Below are 19,216 nucleotides of genomic sequence, written 5' to 3'. Positions count from 1 at the left end.
TCGCTTTAAAACAGCGACTGTCAAAGACTACCCTTAACAGCTCGGAAAAAACAAATACGTTAGTTTCTCTTTGCCGCCGTGGTCACCCGACGCGTCACGCGTCGACGTCCCCGACCCGCAGATGATGCGTCACCCGTGTCTAGTCCCGTCTCACCTTTCACATATACGCCGGAAGATTCCTCACCGATCACAGACTTGCGTGGTGCTTTCACCGGGGATTTCCCCACGGATTTACGCACTGCGCGCCGACGCCGCCGGGCGCTCGCAGGTGACTCTTCTACCGCAGCACTGCTAGCCGAGTGGTCGAGGCTTGCTTCCTGGAGCTTCTTGCGCACGGCACGTCGGCGCCCACGCCTCCCCCGTGGGGAATCTGCCTTCACGGTGTCGTCCGTCGAGTCAGCGTCATCCACAACGTCTGGTTGCTCTGCAGTTTCAGTTTCCACAACCTTCCGAGCGTCGTTACGCTTCCTAGCAACGCGACGTGAGCGACGGCGGCTATCCGAAGGGGTTTCCTCAGAGTCTTCATCCGCATGCGCTTCTACGTCGGCGTCCACGGTGGCGTCGATACGCTTAAAGTCCTCTGGCTTCGGCGCATGATCCGATGTGGAGTTTCCGCGCACCGCGCGCTTTCTCCGTGGCGAAGCTTCAAACGCTGCCAGCGCTTCCTCGTACGTAACAGCGGTGGTGCTGCGGCTGAGCTTGTTGTCCGCCAGCGGCAGATGATCAGCACCCGAGGGCTCGTCCGGGTCTTCCTCAAAAGCCCTGTCCAAAGCTGCGTCGACAATGCCCATAACATCGTCTGTTGCACCCTTGTCCTTGCGCTTGGCGTTACGCAAGCCACGGCGCCGCCTGCGTCCCTTCTTCTCTTTGGCGGACTCCGCCGGCGCAGCTTCCTCGGCGCCACCCGACACGGCCTCTACGACCTTCTCCAGCTCTGCGTCATCAATCACAACAGCAGCTGCAAGGTCATCGATACTGGTGCGGTTATCAGCGTCAGAAGTGTTCTCCTCGTGGTGGTGCATCGCTACGGCTGCAGGATGCTGTGCCGGATCTTGGTGAGCAACCCCATGGTCACGAGCCGCATTATTCCTTCCGGAACGCACACGTGAGGATTTCTCAATGGCAGCATCCGAAACGCCTTGCTCCACCGGGTCATCGTGGATGATAACGCCACGGCCCTCGCAATGCTCACACTCCGTGGCAAAAGTCTCCAGCAAGCCCGTGCCAAGACGCTTGCGAGTCATTTGTACAAGGCCTAACGACGTCACCTCAGAAATTTGGTGACGCGTCCGGTCACGCCCCAGCGCCTCGGTGAGTCGGCGCAGCACCAGATCCTGATTTTCTGAAAGCACCATGTCGATGAAGTCCACGACGATCATGCCGCCAAGATCGCGCAACCGCATCTGCCTGACGATTTCCTCCGCAGCCTCAAGATTATTACGAGTTACGGTTTCTTCGAGGTTCCCGCCAGCACCGGTGAATTTTCCGGTGTTCACATCGATGACAGTCATCGCTTCCGTGCGATCGATCACCAAGGTTCCGCCAGAAGGAAGCCATACCTTCCGCGATAGCGCCTTATGCAGCTGTTCGTCTACGCGGTGTGCTTCAAACGCATCGCGTCCATCGTGCGCCGCACGGTCAAACTTGATCAGGCGATCACTCAACTCAGGGGCCACCGACTGAATATAAGCGTGAACGGTATTCCATGCGCGGTCGCCGTCGACAATCAGCTCCGAGAAGTCCTCGTTGAAAAGATCGCGCACTACCTTCACCAACATGTTGGGCTCTTCATACATGGTGACTGGCTTAGCGCCCTTGGAGTTCTTCTCTTTCTCCGTGAGCTCCTGAATCTGGTTCCACAGCTTGTGCAGTCGGTTCACATCCGCAGCAATAGCCTCCGCAGAAACGTTCTCCGCAGCAGTGCGGATGATAGCTCCGCCGTCTTTAGGAACCACCTCTTTGAGGATGTTCTTCAACCGCTTGCGCTCTGTGGCAGGAAGCTTGCGAGAAATACCCGCGCTACGCCCGTTAGGCACGTACACCAAATAGCGCCCCGCGAAGGAAATTTGGGTGGTCAGTCGCGCACCCTTGTGCCCTGCAGGATCCTTGGACACCTGTACAAGCACCTGATCGCCAGATTTTAGGGCCTGCTCAATGCGACGCCCCCGACCGCCCAAGCCGGCAGCACGCCAATCCACCTCGCCCGCGTAGAGAACGCCATTGCGGCCTTTTCCGATATCGATAAACGCGGCTTCCATGCTCGGCAGCACATTTTGGACGCGTCCCAAATATATGTTGCCAATCATTGACGACTGCGTATCGCTGGTAACAAAGTGCTCAACGAGCAGATCGTCTTCCAAAACCCCCACCTGGGTCACAGCTCCTGGGTGGTCGCTACGCTCACGCTCACGCACAATCATGGTGCGTTTTACAGATTCCCGGCGCGCCAAGAACTCCGCCTCAGAAACGATGTGGCGCTTATTGCGCGATTCCTCTCGCATCTCCGCGCGGCGGCGACGCTGCGCCTCAAGGCGGGTAGACCCCTTGATCGCTACCGGTTCGGTGATAAGCTCCTCAGACTCTTCAACGTCTGTATCCTCGCCGTCCAGCGATTCTTCACAGTCCTCGGCTGCGGAAACGCCCTCGATCTCAGTCTTCTTTCCCCTCCCAGTACCCCGGCGACCGCGGCGGCGACGGCGAGACTGTGCAGATTCCTCATCGTCTTCTATGGTCTCATCCGTGTGGTTTTCCAGCTCTTCTGCAGGAGTAGGCGCGATGAACAGCGGCGTGGGGAAAGCAGGGGCAGCCTGCCCCAACGCGGGAGCAGGCGTAATCTCTGGCTCAATATCCGCAAGAAGCTCCGCTACCTCGTCCTCGGTAACCACCACAACCAGATCTTCTACTGCTATATCTGCTGGAGCCTCCGAGGTAGCCTCTGCTTGCGCAGACTCTCGGTCTTGCAGCTCGCGCTCGACCTTTTCCTCGATCTGATGAATCTCATTTTCCACGTTCTTTTCTATTCGCCGGCGCAGTTTCTCGGATTCTTCCGGATCATCCAGCTTGGCGACCTCAGCGTCGGGGTTAAGCTCGCGCTCGACCTTTTCCTCGATCTGATGAATCTCATTTTCCACGTTCTTCTCCACCCGATGACGCAGCTTTTCTTCAGCCGAGTAGGTGTCAATGTGGTGGGCGTCGAGAAGCTTGAAGGCTTCTTCGCGAGTCAGCGTCGACTGCGCGACCTTGGTCAGCCCTAGCGTGGCAAGCGTAGCGATGAGCTCGCGCGAACTCACCGACACTAATTTAGCGAGCGCATGTACCCTAATCCGCTCACCGATCGCATCATGATCAATAGGTACCGCCGTAACCTCCGGTGCCGCAGGCTTCTCAGCGGTCTTTCGTGTTGCTCGGCGCGCAGGCGCCTTTTTTGTGGTTCCTTCAGCCACGGATCTTCTCCTCAAATGTCTCTTCGACATCGCACTGCCACAATCCGGGCGCTGACAGCCCTGCCAGCGTTATCCGCCAAACACACAGGCTGTCGCCGCCGCACAGACATGCAGGGACTCGATTTTTTAGTTATAAGCTTCGTTCTTCTATGGGGCTCGCTCAGCGTTTCACACACCACGGCCTTGTTATACGCGGACATCCCACGATTCATCTCTCACGACCGCGGGTGAAGCGAACGATTACACCCACGCTGTTCATTCTGGCACACCATCAGCCAAACATGGGTGAGGCAGTCCCCCAAACGACCCAATCCCCACATAGCACATATGCTATCCACCGTTCCCGCATACGCAGTGGCTCTATACTATTAGAATGACTGCATTTTCCGCAGGGCCCCTATTCTCCGCGTAGGACGTGACTATATGCCCTGTTCTACTTCGCTTTCTGCCACACCCCGGTGGCACTATCTGGTGGGTTCGCTCAGTATCGGTGCGATAGCAACCCTGTGTATCTACGGCCGATGGCTCTCGGCTGTGGGAGTCATAGTTCTTCTGGCGCTGCTTGCTATTCAAAGCCCTGAGGCACCCACGCTATGCACTTCACGGGATTCGTATCGACAACGTCAGTGATAGTGCCGTTAACCGAGCGTTACGCGGCGGAACGCTCGGGATCCTCATTGTTCTTCCTATATGGGGTTCTCCTCTCTTGCGAGACCTTCACCCCGCTATCACGTTTGTCCTATGCACAGCACTCGCGCCATTCCTCTTCTTAAGTCACACGGATACTTTGTCTAAAGACAAAGCTCTCATTGCGCAGCACGGCAAGGATGTCGACCCCGCAACCCTTGCAAGTCTTCTCCCGCTCGGGCACATGGAAGTGCAGATCGTGAAACTTCTCGCCGCCGCCGGGGCCGCAGATGGCTCGCGGGCGCAGCTCGGCAGCTTAGCCAAGGCCTCGGGTATCCCTATGGAAGATCTCACTCTCGCAGTGCGCACTCTCATCGACGCCCCGCATCATCACCGCTTTTACTGCGTTATCCCCCACAAACCCAAAGGATTGGTACGTAGAACTCACCCGCGTCGGCTGCGCACTGGCATCACGCGATCACACGTCCACCGCCACCTAGCTCATTCTCGCCTTCATTGTCGTTTTTGAGAACGCTAGCCAGGCTGACCCTACAAAACCCCAGGACATTCCCCGAGCACTTTGTCTTGTGTTCTCAAAAACGACATTCTCGCCCACCACGACCGCACCAAAAATGCGTAAAACCGGCACGATGTGCCGGTTTCCTTGTTTTTCAGAAGCCTTTAGGAGCTCCCAAGCGCTTTAGAGGTTCGGGAACCAAATACCGATCTCGCGCTCGGCAGATTCAGGGGAATCAGAGCCGTGGACAACATTGGCTGACATCTCAAGGGCAAAATCCCCACGGATGGTGCCGGGCGTAGCCTTGGACACAGGATCAGTGCCGCCTGCGAGCTGACGCCACGCCTCGATGGCACGCGGCCCCTCAACGACTCCAGCGACCAGAGGAGCGGAGGTGATGAACTCAACGAGCTCGCCAAAGAATGGCTTATCTGCATGCTCTGCGTAATGCTTCTCGGCTGTTTCGGTGTCTGCAACGCGCAGATCCAATGCGCTGAGTTTGAGGCCTTTGCGCTCAATACGGGCGATGATTTCTCCGACCAGACCGCGCTCGACGCCGTCCGGCTTGATCAGAATCAGGGTACGTTCAGTCATGGAACACACTCTAGCCAATTCCTGGCACTTCCAAGTAGTTTTGGCGCTCTAAGAAAAAGATCTCCCACCGATGGGCCCATCGTTATAAGGAGAAACCATGGTGAACTCCCCCAGCCAGCCCCGTGTCTTTACGGCCACAGACGTTGAACGTCTTGTCTCCCCGGAGAAAGCCCGCCGCTTACTTAAACGTGCCCTCAGCACTTCTTTCGATCCTGCCAACGACCCAGCCCGCCTTGTCCTTCCTGCACCAGCCGGTCAACTCCTTGTCATGCCCTCGGTGATCGACGGCTGGGCTGGTACTAAGATCGCCTCACTTGCTCCCGGCAATGCACAACGCGGTCTCCCCCGCATTCACGCGACCTACGTGCTGATGGAACCAGAGACCCTGCAGATCTGCGCCCTTATCGACGGCCAAGCCCTCACCACCCTGCGCACACCAGCGGTGTCCGCCCTAGCCGCCGAGCTATTACTGACCGATCAAGAATCCCTCAGCCCTCGGCGTCTCGTGGTCTTTGGCACCGGCCCTCAAGGCCTAGGGCACGTGGAAGCATTTGCCGCACTATGCACTCTTTCCGACGTAGCGATCATCGGCCGCACCCCTGCCTCGGTTGCTTCCTCCGTGGGGAAACTGCAAAAGCAGGGCATTCCTGCCCGTGCTGGCGATGCGGTGGATGTTCGATCAGCGGACATCATCGTGTGTGCGACCTCTGCGCGCACGCCACTCTTTGAGACCTCTGATGTGCCGAGCCATGCCATTATCGTATCCATGGGCTCGCACGAAGCAGACGCCCGCGAACTTCCCGGAGCTCTATTCCGGGAGGCTTTCGTCGTAGTAGAAGATGTTGCTACTGCACTGCGCGAGGCCGGCGACGTCATCATGGCTATTGAGGAAGGCCACCTCAGCACAGAGCGCCTGGTTGACCTCCGCAGTCTGGTATCTGGCGCAGCTCATCCGGGTTCACACCACCCACGCATTTTCAAAGGCACTGGGATGAGCTGGCAAGACCTTGCGGTCGCCATCGGAATGATGGAGAAAACCCCGCGGTAGAAACCTGCTTGGTTTCCCCACGAGGTTAAAGATGCTGGGTGGTGAGCAACCCGCGCTTCATTCTCTCAATGAGATTCTTGCGGAGGTACAGCAGGTACCACCACACGGCAATATAAACGACGGCCATAATGCCCATGGAAATATGCACAACAAATCCTGCGAGCGCGAACACCTGAATACCGATATTTACTTTCAGCGCCCAGCGTTTCTTTTGCAGGAAAGACAAGATGAGCATCGCTGTGGACACGGCAGTGACATAGCCCCAGTTAAAGGTGGTCCAGTGGATGCCGTTATCAACACGCAAAATAACGGTAAGTACAAGGTAGAAGGAAATGGCTTGCATCATCATGGTCCCGGCCATGACACCGCGTAGCCCCTTCATCGGGTCTTTGGCGGGTTCGTGTCCAGGGCCTAGTGGCCCGTATTCAATCGAGTCATCGGAAGAGCGGGTCATGCGGGTTCCTTTCCAAAAAGGGTTCGGGCCTCTCCCGCGGTGACAACGGAACCTGTGATGATAACGCCCGCACCTGATTGGATATCGGTATCCTCAGCCAATTCGACGGCGAGTTCGACCGCACCAGGCAGGTTGTAGGCCACCTGGACGCGTTCTTCGCCGAAGATGTTTCGGGCTTCGTCGGCAAGCTCTTCGGCGTCGAGTGCGCGTGGCGAGGAGTTCGTGGTCACCACGATTTCCGAAAGGTAGGGTTCAAGCGACCGCAGTACGCCGCGATAATCTTTATCGCTGAGCACGGCCACGACTCCGATGAGTCGTGAGAAATCGAAATCCCTGTCCAATGCCACCCCAAGTGCCGCGGCACCGTGTGGATTGTGGGCAGCGTCAATGAAGACTGTCGGCGCAGTACGCACTCTTTCCAGACGTCCAGGCGACTGCACTGAGGCAAAACCTTCGCGCACTGTATCTTGGTCTAGTTGCCGGCCTGCTCCTGCACCAAAAAACGCTTCCACTGCGGCCAAAGCGCAGGCTGCGTTGCGGGCTTGGTGTTCCCCGGATAGTGGCAGGAAAATATCGGTGTAGTCGCCGCCGAGTCCGCGGATACTTAGTTGCTGCCCGCCCACGGCGATGGTGGACTCAATCACGCCAAACTCAGCTCCTGAGCGAGCAACGGAGGCATCCACCGACACTGCTTGTTCCAGGATTACGTTCATGGCTTTGGGATCTTGTTCCGCCACAATCGCCACGTTGTCCGGCGGCGTGAGCAGGTCATCAATGTCCCATCGGGATTTAATAATCCCCGCTTTTTCCGCTGCGATCTCCTCGATGCTCTCACCCAGGAAGTCTGTGTGGTCGAGGCCTACTGGCATGACCACAGCGACATCGGCGTTAATCACGTTCGTGGCGTCCCATCGTCCGCCCATTCCGACTTCAACCACAGCAACGTCTACTGGTGCATCGGCAAAAGCCGCGTAAGCCATGGCGGTGAGCACTTCAAACTTGCTCATTTTAGGCCCGCCGGATTCCTCTGACTTAGCGTCTACCATCTCCACGTACGGTTTGATTTCTTCCCATATCCGCACGTATTCCCGCGGGTGGATCGGCGCACCGTCGATGGCGATGCGCTCAGTGACCAGCTGCAAATGCGGGCTAGTGGTGCGCCCAGTACGACGATGGAAAGCGCGCATGAGCGCCTCAATCATGCGCACTGTCGACGTTTTTCCGTTAGTTCCCGCAACGTGAATCGTGTTGAATGCACGTTCGGGGTTTCCCAGCAGATCCATGAGGAGCTCTACTCGGTCAAGCGTCGGGTCAATCTTGACCTCCGACCACCGTTGATCCAGCTCGGCCTCTACCAACGCCAGCGATGCGAGATCTTCCGGGGTGATCTCGCGAGATTCCGGCGCATTGGCTTCAGCGTGCATGGAGATTGGGAGGGATAGCCCATCCTCGCTGAGTTTCACTTCCCCCATGCCAAGGGTGGTAAGCTCCTCGTGCAGAGTCTCGTCAATGGTGCGCTCAAGCTCACCGTCATCATGTGAATGCTGCTGGTCAACCACTTAGTTCAGCTCCTCAAGGCGGGCATTGATGCGCGCCACCTCTTCTTCTGCGATCTTCTGGCGGTTGCGAATTTTCTCCACCACTGCCTCGGGGGCCTTGGACAAAAATGCCTCGTTGCCGAGTTTCTTAGCGGTGGTCTCCAATTCCTTGGTTGCCGCTGCCAAATCCTTCTCCAGGCGCTTACGCTCAGCAACCTTATCCACAGTTCCGGAGGTATCCAGCGACACCACGACGGTGACCTGCGACAAACGCACTTCAATGCTTGCCGACGCCGCGAAGTCCTCCGCAGGAGTCTCAAGGCGAACCAAGGAGCGCACGATGCTCTCCTGCTCTTCCAGGTCACAGGCGCTAAAGTCCACACGTGCGGACACCTTCTGAGAAGGCTTGACTCCCTGATCTGAGCGGAAGCGGCGCACCTCAGTAACAAGCTTCTCCACATCAGCTATACGACGAGCAGCGGTTGCGTCGATAAGCGCGCCGCCGTTTGTTTCCGCCTCAGTGGGCCATGCCGCTACGTTGAGAGACTCGCCATCGGTCAGTGCTTTCCACAGGACCTCCGTGACAAACGGCATGGTGGGATGCAGCATACGCAGTACAGCGTCTAGCACTTGTCCCAGCACGATCTGGGTGTTTTCTCCGCGGCGACGCTCCTCCGGGGTAGCGGAGTCGAGATCACGCGGAATCTGCACCTTGGCAAATTCCAGGTACCAGTCGCAGAACTCTCCCCACGCGAACTGATAGAGAGCCTCATTGCCCTTAGCAAACTGATACGCATCAAAATAGGAATCCACCTGTGTGCGTACCTGTTCCAGGCGGTCAAGGATCCACCGGTCGGCGTCGCTTAGCTCCTCGCGGGTGGGAAGTTCACCCACACGTGCGCCATTCATGAGCGCAAACTTGGTGGCGTTGTAGAGCTTGGTAGCAAAGTTGCGAGAGCTCTGCGCGGAGTCTTCACCAACGGGCAGATCGACGCCGGGGTTGGCGCCACGGGCAAGGGTAAAGCGCAGTGCGTCAGCACCAAAACGTTCCACCCAGTCCATGGGGTCGATGCCGTTACCCAGGGATTTACTCATCTTGCGCCCGTGTTCGTCGCGAACAAGACCATGCAGGAAGAGGTCCGTAAACGGTACCTGCGGACGACCATCGCGGCCTTCCCCAAGGAGCTCCGGGGTGGTCTCAGCAGTAAGAGTGCCAAACATCATCATGCGGGCAACCCAAAAGAACAAGATGTCATAGGCGGTGACCAGAACCGAGGTTGGATAGAATTTTTCCAGCTCAGGTGTCTTTTCTGGCCATCCCATCGTGGAGAAAGGCCACAGCGCCGAGCTAAACCAGGTGTCCAAGACGTCGGGGTCCTGCGTGTAGCCCTCGGGCGCCTGCTCATCGGGGCCGACGCACACGATGTCACGACGCCCCTCGGCGTCCTCTGGACCGTACCAAATCGGAATGCGGTGACCCCACCACAATTGACGCGAGATGCACCAATCGTGCATGTCATCAACCCACTCAAAGTAACGCGGCTCTGCGGGCTTGGGATGAATGACGGTATCGCCCTGGCGCACGGCGTCGCCAGCCATAGCGGCAAGCTCCTCCACGCTGACAAACCACTGCAGGGACAAACGCGGCTCGATGGCCTCGCCCGAACGCTCCGAATGTCCCACCGAGTGCACATACGGACGAATCTCTTTGACAATACGGCCTTGCTCCGCAAGTGCCTCGCGGATCTTGACGCGCGCTTCTGCACGATCCATTCCGTCAAACTGCGTTCCCGTGCCCGTGATATGGCCGGTCGAGTCCATGATGGTTGGCATCTCAAGGTTGTGGCGCAAACCAAGCGCGTAATCGTTCGGATCATGCGCCGGAGTGATCTTGACTGCGCCGGTACCAAACTCTGGGTCAACATAGTCATCAGCGACTATGGTCATCTGCCGATCTGCAATAAACGGGTGCGGCAACGAGGTGCCTACCAGGTCCTTGTAGCGCTCATCCTCTGGGTGCACAGCCACTGCGACGTCGCCCAGCATGGTTTCCACGCGTGTGGTGGCCACGATGACGTGCGGCTCGGAATCGTCCAGAGAGCCATACCGGATGGAGACGAGCTCGCCTTCAACATCCTTGTACACGACCTCAATATCGGAAACGGCAGTCTCCAGCACCGGCGACCAGTTGACCAGGCGGTTAGCCTGATAAATCATCCCGCGGTCATACATCTGCTTGAAAATAGTTTGGACTGCGCGTGAGAGGCCCTCATCAAGGGTAAAGCGCTCGCGGGACCAATCGACGGAATCGCCGATAGCTCGCATCTGCTTACCGATAGTTCCGCCGTACTCGTTTTTCCAGTTCCAGACATGGCCGATGAATTCTTCGCGGTCATAGTCCCACCGGCTCTTGCCCTCTTTTTCTTTGAGCATGGCCTCGACTTTGGTCTGAGTCGCGATTCCAGCGTGATCCATACCCGGCAGCCACAAGACTTCAAAGCCTTGCATTCTCTTGCGTCGAGCGATGGAGTCCATCAGCGTATGGTCCAGGGCATGGCCCATATGGAGCTGGCCAGTTACGTTTGGCGGGGGAAGCACAATAGAGAACGGCGGCTTGGAGCTAGAGGTGTTAGCAGTGAAGTAGCCAGCATCCACCCAGCTTTGATAAAGCTCCTGCTCATGAGCTTGGGGATCCCAGCTCGCGGGGAGGCGGTCAGCGCGGTTTGCATTCTCATTATTCGCAGTCACGTCGACCATCTTAGCGTTAGCACCAAGCACACTTCACGCTGGGGTTTTTAGGTAGCTCTCGAGCCTTCCCGGCTTTCCTTATTCACCGAATATATAAAAGCAAAAATGCTCCCGATTCAAGAGCCTCATGAGGCCCTGTCGGGAGCAATCTTGTGAAAGACTTTGTGGGAGAACTACGTCAGGAGGTCGGCGACAGCCGCGCGCTCCTCTTCAAGCTCTTTCACGTTACGGGCGATGCTTTCCTTATGGAAGTCTGAGAGCTCAAGGCCATCGACGATCTTCCATTCGCCGCCTTCCGCGATGGTCGGGAAGCCGAAGATGAGACCCTCTGGGACGCCATAGGAACCATCCGAAGGAATAGCAGCCGTACGCCATTGCCCTTCCGTTCCATTGATCCAGTCATGCATATGATCGATTGCCGAGGACGCGGCCGAAGCAGCCGAAGACTTTCCACGGACTTCAATAATCTCAGCGCCGCGCTTAGCCACCCGAGGAATGAACTCATCCCGGTACCATGCGTCATCAACCAAGTCGGACAGCTTTTCTCCATCCACGGTTGCATAAGCAATGTCCGGGAACTGCCCTGCGGAGTGGTTACCCCACACAACAAACTTCTCAATCCCGTTCTTATCGCGGTCGATCTTGTCCGCAAGCTGGGAAATACCGCGGTTATGATCCAAACGCATCATTGCATTGAAGCGGTCAGCGGGAATGTCTTTAGCAGCAAACTGCGCAATCAGGGCATTGGTGTTGGCAGGATTTCCTACGACCAAGACGCGGATATCATCTGCCGCATTGCGGTTCAGTGCATCGCCTTGTGGACCAAAAATTTTACCGTTGCCGGTCAGCAGCGCAGCCCGCTCCTCGCCTTTTCCTCGTGGCTTTGCACCCACAAGGAATGCCGCATTCGTACCATCAAAAGCAACATCGGCGGAATCAGTCACGGTGATGTTCTTCAGAAGTGGGAAGGCCGAGTCGAGCAATTCCATTGCTACGCCCTCAGCTCCACCGATTGCTTGAGGGATCTCAAGGAGCTGAAGCTCAATTGGGGTGTCCTTGCCATATACATCGCCATTGGCAATGCGCCACAGCAAAGAATAGGCAATCTGCCCAGCCGCACCAGTGACAGCAATCTTCTTCACAGAGTGATTCATCGTGAGTTGTACTCCTTACAAATAAAGAACCTAGCTTTATTCGACGCTCACACCGCACGACGCCCACCCATGGTGGTACCAAGCAATTACTCTGCACGGCTGTGAACTACGTCAAATACCACCCTCAAGCGTAATAGGAACGCCACTTTTTTGCCTGTCGGTTTATCGTTTCCACAGGTCATCCCTAGAAGACAATGATCACATGTGAGTTTAAACACTATTTCAAAACGGCTTATTTTACCCCCGAAAGTGCATTTTTAGCCACTTTTAGCCGACAACCGCGCTGGAACGTCAGCGAGAAGGAAGCCAGTAAAACGTCCCAAACACCCCCAAAAAGATAGAGACGTTAACCCCGAATAGTCTTTAACAGTGAAACCCAGCACTTTTCGACTATCTTTAGCCACGAGGGTAGTGTTTTTCTCTTGCTCCCTCTAAAAGTTTTCGTTTCCACCGCTAAGTTAACCTGTGTTCTGCGTTCACGCTGGCATAGGGCGGAGCACCACCATGGAGGAAACAGTTAAAAATATCACTAATTTATCTATATATTTCGCGAGGATTAATCGGCCCACGCAGCAGTCCTCGACGTCATTGTTCGAGATAGGAGTACATCGTGAATGGCACTGTGGATCACAACGAGAATACTTCCGTAGATAACACGCCAGAGGTCTCCCCGCAGGCGGTTCTCGCAATCGCACTAGAGATGTTCTCCGAACTAGGCTTTTCCGATGCCAAGCTTGAGGCAATCGCAAGGCAATCCGGGATGTCTAAACGAATGATCCATTATCACTTTGGTGATAAAAAGGGTCTTTATCGCAGATGTTTGGAAGAGGCAGTACGCAGGCTCAGACCACCAGCAGAGGACATGCAACTAGAAACACCTGTCCCCGTCGATGGAGTTCGCAAGGTCGTCGAAGCTGTCTTCCGAACATACGTAATGCACCCAGAATCTATTCGTATTTTGCAGATGGAAAACCTGCACCACTTTGGCAAAATCGCGGAGGCTAGCCCACTCTCCGATCAGTCTTCTATCATGCTGCAGCTAGACAAGCTGCTCATGCTAGGGCAAGATGCCGGCGCATTCCGTCCTGGGATCTCCGCACAGGACGTGTTTACCCTCATCGCCTCGCTAGCCGTCTTCCGAGTCAATTCTCGTTCCACCACGCTCAACCTCTACAGCGTAGACATGATGGATGAGGACAATACTCAAGGAATGGCTCGCCTGGCGGTCGACGCCGTCTTGGCTTTCCTCACATCCAATCTCAAAGGTTCTGATGACGTCAGCTACCTCACGTCGACAGCCCCCAGCGATTCGATCACACGCAACATGGAGGAAGCCTCCTACCAAGTCGACGCAGATCCGTTTTCTTAAATTGATCAGTATCTAAAAAGCGGTTCCACTATCCCAGTGGAACCGCTTTTCTTCATCTGTTATGCAGTCTTTTCTTCTCCAGTGTGTTCAGACATCTGCGGAGATTCGTCGCCTCGCACCGATGCTGCAGTCACCGTGACTACTCCCACGTCTTCCCTATCCGGGATGTCATACATGACGGGGACTAGGAGCTCTTCCATGATGGCACGCAGCCCTCGTGCACCGGTCCCACGCTCTATCGCTAGATCAGCAATGATCTCAAGGGCGTCATCATCAAACTCCAGAGCCACCCCATCCATCTCAAAAAGACGCTGATACTGCTTTACCAGAGAGTTTTTAGGCTCGGTAAGCACCTTAACCAGGGATCGTTGATCCAAATTCCCCACGGTGGCAACAATCGGCAACCGGCCAATGAACTCCGGGATAAGCCCGAACTTGACCAAGTCCTCTGGCAGTACCTCTTTGAATACATCGATCTCATCGATGTCTTCTTTGGTGGTCAGCTCGGCACCAAAACCAATGCCTTTTTTGCCACGACGCTCCTCGATAACCTTTTCCAACCCCGCAAATGCGCCTGCGACGATAAACAAAATGTTTGAGGTATCCAGCTGGATAAAGTCCTGATTGGGGTGCTTGCGCCCTCCCTGTGGAGGAATGGACGCCACAGTCCCTTCAAGGATCTTGAGCAATGCCTGTTGCACGCCTTCGCCGGACACATCTCGCGTAATGGACGGGTTATCCGACTTCCGAGAAATCTTATCTACCTCATCGACATAGATAATCCCCCGCTGTGCACGCTGAACATCAAATTCCGCCGCCTGCAGCAGCTTCAAAAGAATATTCTCTACGTCTTCGCCCACATAGCCGGCTTCGGTCAACGACGTGGCGTCTGCGATGGCGAAGGGGACGTCGAGAAGCCTAGCCAGGGTCTGGGCAAGATACGTCTTTCCGGAGCCGGTTGGCCCAAGCATCAAAATGTTGGACTTTTGCAACTCTGTCTCATCGTCTTTATTCTTACGTGTGCTCAGAACACGAGACTCTTCAGCGCGCACTCGTTTGTAGTGGTTATACACTGCCACAGACAGGATTCGCTTAGCGTCGTCTTGCCCAATGACATATTTGTCAAGGAACGCGGAAATCTCCGAGGGGCGCGGCAGTTTAGTGCCCTCGTCCTTCTTCTCCTCAGCAGCGGTGCTGAGCTCTTCCTCGATGATCTCATTGCATAGTTCGATACATTCGTCGCAGATATAAACTCCGCCACCCGCGATCAGCTTCTTTACCTGCTTCTGACTCTTTCCGCAGAAGGAGCATTTGAGCAGGTCAGCGCTTTCTTGCATACGTGTCATGGTGAGGTTGAAGCTCTCAATTCTTCCCAGCCGTCAGCGGCCAAACGGATTAGTAATCGACTGTCCTTCACTTTAGCGGGTGCGTCAAACTAACGGGCTCGTACGCGCCCAGCGCCTTTTTACCCCAAGGCACAAGACAATCCACCGTAGCAGAATTATCCCTTAGTTTTCTTTGATTAATGGCTGTTGTTTGTCGGCCAACATATGGCGGAATCGCGCTAGTCGTTGGGTGCCGCATGGAACTGGCTCACCATCGAGCTCACTCACGCGAGAAATTCCGTGCAACGCGTTGACAACCCACAGCTCAACGCCGTGCAGCGCCGAGCGGTCATACGTTTTCTGGGCCACTCGGTACCCCAATTCCCGAGCGATCTCCCTGACCATGCACTCAGTCACTGAGTCCAGGCGTTCTGACCCCATGGACACGAGTTCATTATCTTTCCAGGCCAAGAGGGCCGCCGTGGTCGTCTCGTGCACTCCCCGTGGGGAAATAAGCAGAGCGTCGTCGGTAGGTACTGCATTGTTAATTCTTAACAGTTCAGCCAGGTCGGGCCCTTTTATCGTCGGATGCTGGAGCTGCCCAGGCTGCACCATCACAGTGGTCAGCGTCGTAGCTTCTCGACGCTTCGGCGCAGGCCTAAACCGCACGCGCAGCGTGCCGCCGGGGAGGCTTTCCAGGCGCGGAAACCACTCCCCATGCAGAGGAAGCTCTCGCTTGACGGCGGCTAAGAACCTATCGACCTCTTCCACCCTCGCTGTCTGTAGGGCCACACAACTGGAGCGGAAGCGCTGGCAATGGGAGTCAAAGCCTCGGACGTGGCCGTCGACAAGCAAAAAGGAATCAATCACCGTCGGGGGTTGCGTGTGGAGTGCCGGTTGTAGCCTGACGCCATCACATTCCAGAAGCTCTTCATTGGGAAAGCCCTGCGCAACCAGGCTCAGCAACGGCGCAGACTTTGTGACTATCTCCTCCCATTCTGCATCGGCGGAAGATAGCGCGATGATGGCGCCCCCTACCCCATAGCTCAAGCGCTGCCCCTGCACGACCGCGGTGCGTATCGTCATTGCCAGATCCATGCTTCCGTCCACGGAGATAAAGCCGACCGCACCGGAGTAGACCCCACGCGGATGCCCCTCCAGCGTGGCGATGATCTCCATCGTCCGATACTTAGGGGCGCCCGTCATCGACCCTCCGGGGAAAGCCGCGCGAATCACGTCCACGGGGGTCGCAGACTCCCTCGCCTTCCCGCTGATCGTGGAGACCAACTGGTGCGCCCTGGCAAAAGTTTTTACATGGCACAGCTCGTCCACCCGCACGCTGCCGTATTCACAGACGTGCGCCAGATCATTGCGCACCAGATCCACGATCATGAGATTTTCCGCGCGGTCTTTCTGATTCGTGGCCAAGTCGTGCCGCATGTCTGCGTCTTTTTCCTCGTCCTGGCACCGCGCGCGAGTGCCTTTGATCGGTTCCGAGGACACGACACCCTGGTTAACCTTTAAAAACCTCTCCGGCGACGAGCTCACCACATGGGTATCGCCTAGAACAACCAGCGATCGCATAGGGGCCGGAGCAATCTCGGTGAGGCGTCGATACGCCGCAGGTGCATCAAAGTCGCCATCGATTGGTGCTTCTAGCTGGGTGGTCAGGCACACCTCATACGTTGCACCTTGGCTAATGAGCTCTTGAATCTCAGCGATACTGCGCAGATACTTCCGTCGCGATTCCCGCAGTCGCAGTCGTCCCACCACAGACGGGTCGAAAGTCCCCACGGGAGTGGCAGCATGTATCTGCGTCATCGCAGCGTCACACCACCACTCTATGGCTTCCTGTGCCTCGGGCGCGTTGTGTGGGGCAAGCGCTACCAGCTGCAGGCGGCCTCGCTCGATGACCGCAATCCGCTCGGCAAAAAACATTTTTAGTGCTTCACCGGCCGCGGGAGCTTGCGCCTGTGCCTGCGGGCCTAAGTCAGAATGGTGCGCCTCATAACCCACATAGCCAAACCACCCGGGTAGCGCCGCAGCAGTTGCGCCATCGTTGCTCTCGACATGCACCTGCGGGTATGAGTCCACGCTCAGAGACAAATCATCGAGGGAATCAATTATTTCTCCGCCGTCGTAGGGCGCAATGATGCTCTTACCCTCGAACTCCACCAGCGCGCCCTGTCCTCCGAGGGCCACAAAAATATCGACGGGTTCTACTCCCTCTGGGACAGCCGACTCACGCACCACAACAGATCGGCTACGGGAGGCACGGACAACCTCGCGCTGCTGTACATCCGAGTTTTCTCCCGGGCCTCGGTGTGCATGCTGCTCCGCGATCCCCACAAAGTTAGCAATGAGCTGCTCACCGTATTCGCTGCCGATAGACTCCGGGTGAAATTGCACCCCCCACCACGGTTTTGCCTTGTGTTCTAGGGCCATAACAAGCCCCTCAGCATTCGTAGCGGTCACTCGCATGCAATCGGGGACGTCGGTGACCACGAGCGAGTGGTAGCGCACCACAGTAAAAGAATCCGCGATGTCATCCCACAATGGGCCGGTTGAAGTCACCCAGATTGTGTCTTCCCTGCCGTGGACCGGCTCGGGCGCCTTTTCTACCCTTCCGCCCTCAACATAAGCCATCGCTTGCATGCCCAGGCATACGCCAAGTACCGGCACCTCCGCATGCTCCAACGCCGCAGCAGAGATTCCCAGGTCTGAGGGAATAGCAGGGGTGCCAGGACCTGGAGAAATCACGACCGCGTCAAAGGCATCAGGGGACGCGCCGCCCTGCTTACAGATGCGATTGGTATCGAGGGGGGCGTCGTTACGCATCACTGTGACCGCAGCCCCGCAACGCGCAAGATAGTCCACGATGTTATACGTAAAGGAATCGTAATTATCGATGACTAAAACGCGGAGAGCAGTCTTCTCGGGCTCGCCGCTAGCTTCTCGACGTCCCCTCGCATCGCAAGCAGGTGTAATCACGCTCCCGATTATGGCAAAGTCCCCGCAGCACCAATAATTTAGGGTGCGGCGGGGACTTCCTTAAGACCAAAACGGGCTAGCCGTTGAGCTTGCGATAATCAAAAACCTGGTCAATGATGCCGTATTCCACAGCTTCTTGCGCGGTGAGAATCTTATCGCGGTCAGTATCAATGCGAACCTGCTCAGGAGTACGACCAGTATGGCGCGAAAGGGTCTGCTCCATCAGCGCGCGCATACGCTCGATCTCTTTCGCCTGGATCTCCAGGTCCGAGACCTGCCCCTGCGTCCCCTGCGTAGCAGGCTGGTGAATCAGCACACGAGAGTTAGGCAAGCAGGCACGCTTACCAGGTGCACCCGCAGCGAGCAGCACCGCCGCTGCAGACGCCGCTTGGCCCAAGCAGACGGTGCGCACGTCAGGGCGCACATACTGCATGGTGTCGTAGATCGCCATCAAGGAGGTAAAAGACCCGCCTGGGGAGTTGATGTACATCGTTATGTCACGATCGGGATCAAGCCCCTCCAACACCAATAGCTGCGCCATGATGTCATTGGCAGAGGTATCATCCACCTGTGTGCCCAAGAAGATAATGCGCTCTTCAAAGAGCTTGGCGTAAGGGTTCGTCTCCTTGGTGCCATAAGTAGAGTGCTCGATAAACGAAGGCAGCACGTAACGAGCAGAGGGCATCTGCATTCCGGAAGTAGTCATTTATATTCTCCTGCCTTAGTTAGAAAGCGGACCTTGTGCGGACGCAATCACGTGGTCGACGATGCCATATTCTTTAGCCTGCGCAGCTGTAAACCAACGGTCACGATCAGAGTCCTTGGTAATCTGCTCAAACGTCTGACCGGTGTGCTCTGCGATGAGCTCGGCCATCTCACGCTTGGTCTGCGCGAACTGCTCAGCCTGAATAGCAATATCAGCGGCGGTTCCGCCGACGCCGGCAGAAGGCTGGTGCATCATAATCCGTGCATGCGGAAGCGCATAACGCTTCCCCTTCGTGCCACCGGAGAGCAAGAACTGCCCCATGGAAGCAGCAAGACCCATGCCGTACGTAGCGATATCGCAGGGTGAGTACTTCATCGTGTCATAAATGGCCATACCTGCTGTGACAGAACCACCCGGCGAGTTAATGTACAGGGAAATATCGCGGTGTGGATCCTCAGCCGACAGCAGCAAGATCTGCGCACAGAGCTTATTTGCGATCTCATCATCTACCTGTGTTCCAAGGAAGATAATCCGCTCGCGCAAAAGGCGCTCATACACGGAATCACTCAGGTTCAGGCCAGCGCTGCCCTGAGCCATGCGGATCTGGTCACTCATTCCAGTACTCCTTACAGATTTTTATTTTTAGCCAGCCACGTGGCTATCGAATGCAACCCACGTTACCTGCCTATTAGTCCCCCTATG

General features: G+C 56.3%; 12 protein-coding genes and 1 pseudogene. 3 read left to right on the top strand and 10 right to left on the bottom strand.

Annotated features, from left to right (window positions below; genetic code table 11):
- Positions 1–59: 59 nt before the first annotated feature.
- Positions 60–3,443, bottom strand: a complete 3,384-nt coding sequence (locus ET810_RS00830; protein ID WP_087454390.1) for a translation initiation factor IF-2 N-terminal domain-containing protein — start codon at positions 3,441–3,443, stop codon at positions 60–62.
- 423 nt (positions 3,444–3,866) lie between these two features.
- On the opposite strand from ET810_RS00830, the pseudogene ET810_RS00825 reads away from it, so the two are divergent.
- A pseudogene (locus ET810_RS00825) lies at positions 3,867–4,570 on the top strand (hypothetical protein).
- Positions 4,571–4,770: 200 nt separating this feature from the next.
- On the opposite strand, the gene ndk reads toward ET810_RS00825, so the two are convergent.
- On the bottom strand, positions 4,771–5,181 hold the full coding sequence (ndk, locus tag ET810_RS00820) for a nucleoside-diphosphate kinase (protein ID WP_029974871.1): 411 nt from the start codon (positions 5,179–5,181) through the stop codon (positions 4,771–4,773).
- 97 nt (positions 5,182–5,278) lie between these two features.
- Here ndk and ET810_RS00815 point away from each other — a divergent pair, with 97 nt between their 5' ends.
- On the top strand, positions 5,279–6,229 hold the full coding sequence (locus tag ET810_RS00815) for an ornithine cyclodeaminase family protein (RefSeq protein ID WP_087454391.1): 951 nt from the start codon (positions 5,279–5,281) through the stop codon (positions 6,227–6,229).
- 25 nt (positions 6,230–6,254) lie between these two features.
- Here ET810_RS00815 and ET810_RS00810 read toward each other — a convergent pair whose 3' ends face one another.
- The 4 genes from ET810_RS00810 to ET810_RS00795 form a co-directional block, all read right to left on the bottom strand.
- Entirely contained in the window at positions 6,255–6,683 is a 429-nt protein-coding gene (locus ET810_RS00810) for a DUF4233 domain-containing protein (RefSeq protein ID WP_134316297.1), read from the bottom strand.
- Positions 6,680–8,242, bottom strand: a complete 1,563-nt coding sequence (folC, locus tag ET810_RS00805; protein ID WP_087454393.1) for a bifunctional tetrahydrofolate synthase/dihydrofolate synthase — start codon at positions 8,240–8,242, stop codon at positions 6,680–6,682. The genes ET810_RS00810 and folC overlap by 4 nt, the downstream gene beginning before the upstream one ends.
- A complete protein-coding gene (locus ET810_RS00800; RefSeq protein WP_134316298.1) occupies positions 8,243–10,978 on the bottom strand; it encodes a valine--tRNA ligase in 2,736 nt (911 codons plus the stop codon). It abuts the gene before it with no gap.
- Between the two features lie 164 nt (positions 10,979–11,142).
- Entirely contained in the window at positions 11,143–12,123 is a 981-nt protein-coding gene (locus ET810_RS00795; RefSeq protein WP_087454394.1) for a malate dehydrogenase, read from the bottom strand.
- A 610-nt stretch (positions 12,124–12,733) separates the two neighbouring features.
- Between ET810_RS00795 and ET810_RS00790 the strand changes: the two genes are divergently transcribed.
- Complete coding sequence (locus ET810_RS00790) at positions 12,734–13,492, top strand: TetR/AcrR family transcriptional regulator (protein ID WP_087454395.1); 759 nt, start codon at positions 12,734–12,736, stop codon at positions 13,490–13,492.
- A 59-nt stretch (positions 13,493–13,551) separates the two neighbouring features.
- Here ET810_RS00790 and clpX read toward each other — a convergent pair whose 3' ends face one another.
- The 4 genes from clpX to ET810_RS00770 form a co-directional block, all read right to left on the bottom strand.
- Positions 13,552–14,838: an ATP-dependent Clp protease ATP-binding subunit ClpX gene (gene clpX, locus ET810_RS00785; protein WP_087454396.1), complete on the bottom strand. Its 1,287-nt coding sequence runs from the start codon at positions 14,836–14,838 to the stop codon at positions 13,552–13,554.
- A gap of 162 nt (positions 14,839–15,000) precedes the next feature.
- On the bottom strand, positions 15,001–17,808 hold the full coding sequence (gene pabB / locus ET810_RS00780; RefSeq protein WP_134316299.1) for an aminodeoxychorismate synthase component I: 2,808 nt from the start codon (positions 17,806–17,808) through the stop codon (positions 15,001–15,003).
- A 76-nt stretch (positions 17,809–17,884) separates the two neighbouring features.
- The gene (locus ET810_RS00775) at positions 17,885–18,514 is read right to left on the bottom strand and encodes an ATP-dependent Clp protease proteolytic subunit (protein WP_013912108.1); all 630 of its coding nucleotides are present in this window, start codon (positions 18,512–18,514) and stop codon (positions 17,885–17,887) included.
- Between the two features lie 15 nt (positions 18,515–18,529).
- Positions 18,530–19,129, bottom strand: coding sequence for an ATP-dependent Clp protease proteolytic subunit (locus tag ET810_RS00770; RefSeq protein ID WP_013912109.1), 600 nt, complete (start codon positions 19,127–19,129; stop codon positions 18,530–18,532).
- Between the last annotated feature and the right edge of the window lie 87 nt (positions 19,130–19,216).

This window comes from Corynebacterium silvaticum, from assembly GCF_004382825.2.
GTDB classification, from domain to species: Bacteria; Actinomycetota; Actinomycetes; order Mycobacteriales; family Mycobacteriaceae; genus Corynebacterium; species Corynebacterium silvaticum.
The sequence above is the reverse complement of the archived record's forward strand: the minus strand, read 5'-3'. Positions and strand labels throughout refer to the sequence as shown.

What these genes read in the sequence shown, in the direction of transcription:
- ET810_RS00770 (WP_013912109.1), bottom strand. Translation starts at nt 19,129, where the DNA reads ATGAGTGACCAGATCCGCATGGCTCAGGGCAGCGCTGGCCTGAACCTG.
- ndk (WP_029974871.1), bottom strand. Translation starts at nt 5,181, where the DNA reads ATGACTGAACGTACCCTGATTCTGATCAAGCCGGACGGCGTCGAGCGC.
- ET810_RS00775 (WP_013912108.1), bottom strand. Translation starts at nt 18,514, where the DNA reads ATGACTACTTCCGGAATGCAGATGCCCTCTGCTCGTTACGTGCTGCCT.
- clpX (WP_087454396.1), bottom strand. Translation starts at nt 14,838, where the DNA reads ATGACACGTATGCAAGAAAGCGCTGACCTGCTCAAATGCTCCTTCTGC.
- ET810_RS00815 (WP_087454391.1), top strand. Translation starts at nt 5,279, where the DNA reads ATGGTGAACTCCCCCAGCCAGCCCCGTGTCTTTACGGCCACAGACGTT.
- ET810_RS00795 (WP_087454394.1), bottom strand. Translation starts at nt 12,123, where the DNA reads ATGAATCACTCTGTGAAGAAGATTGCTGTCACTGGTGCGGCTGGGCAG.
- ET810_RS00800 (WP_134316298.1), bottom strand. Translation starts at nt 10,978, where the DNA reads ATGGTCGACGTGACTGCGAATAATGAGAATGCAAACCGCGCTGACCGC.
- ET810_RS00810 (WP_134316297.1), bottom strand. Translation starts at nt 6,683, where the DNA reads ATGACCCGCTCTTCCGATGACTCGATTGAATACGGGCCACTAGGCCCT.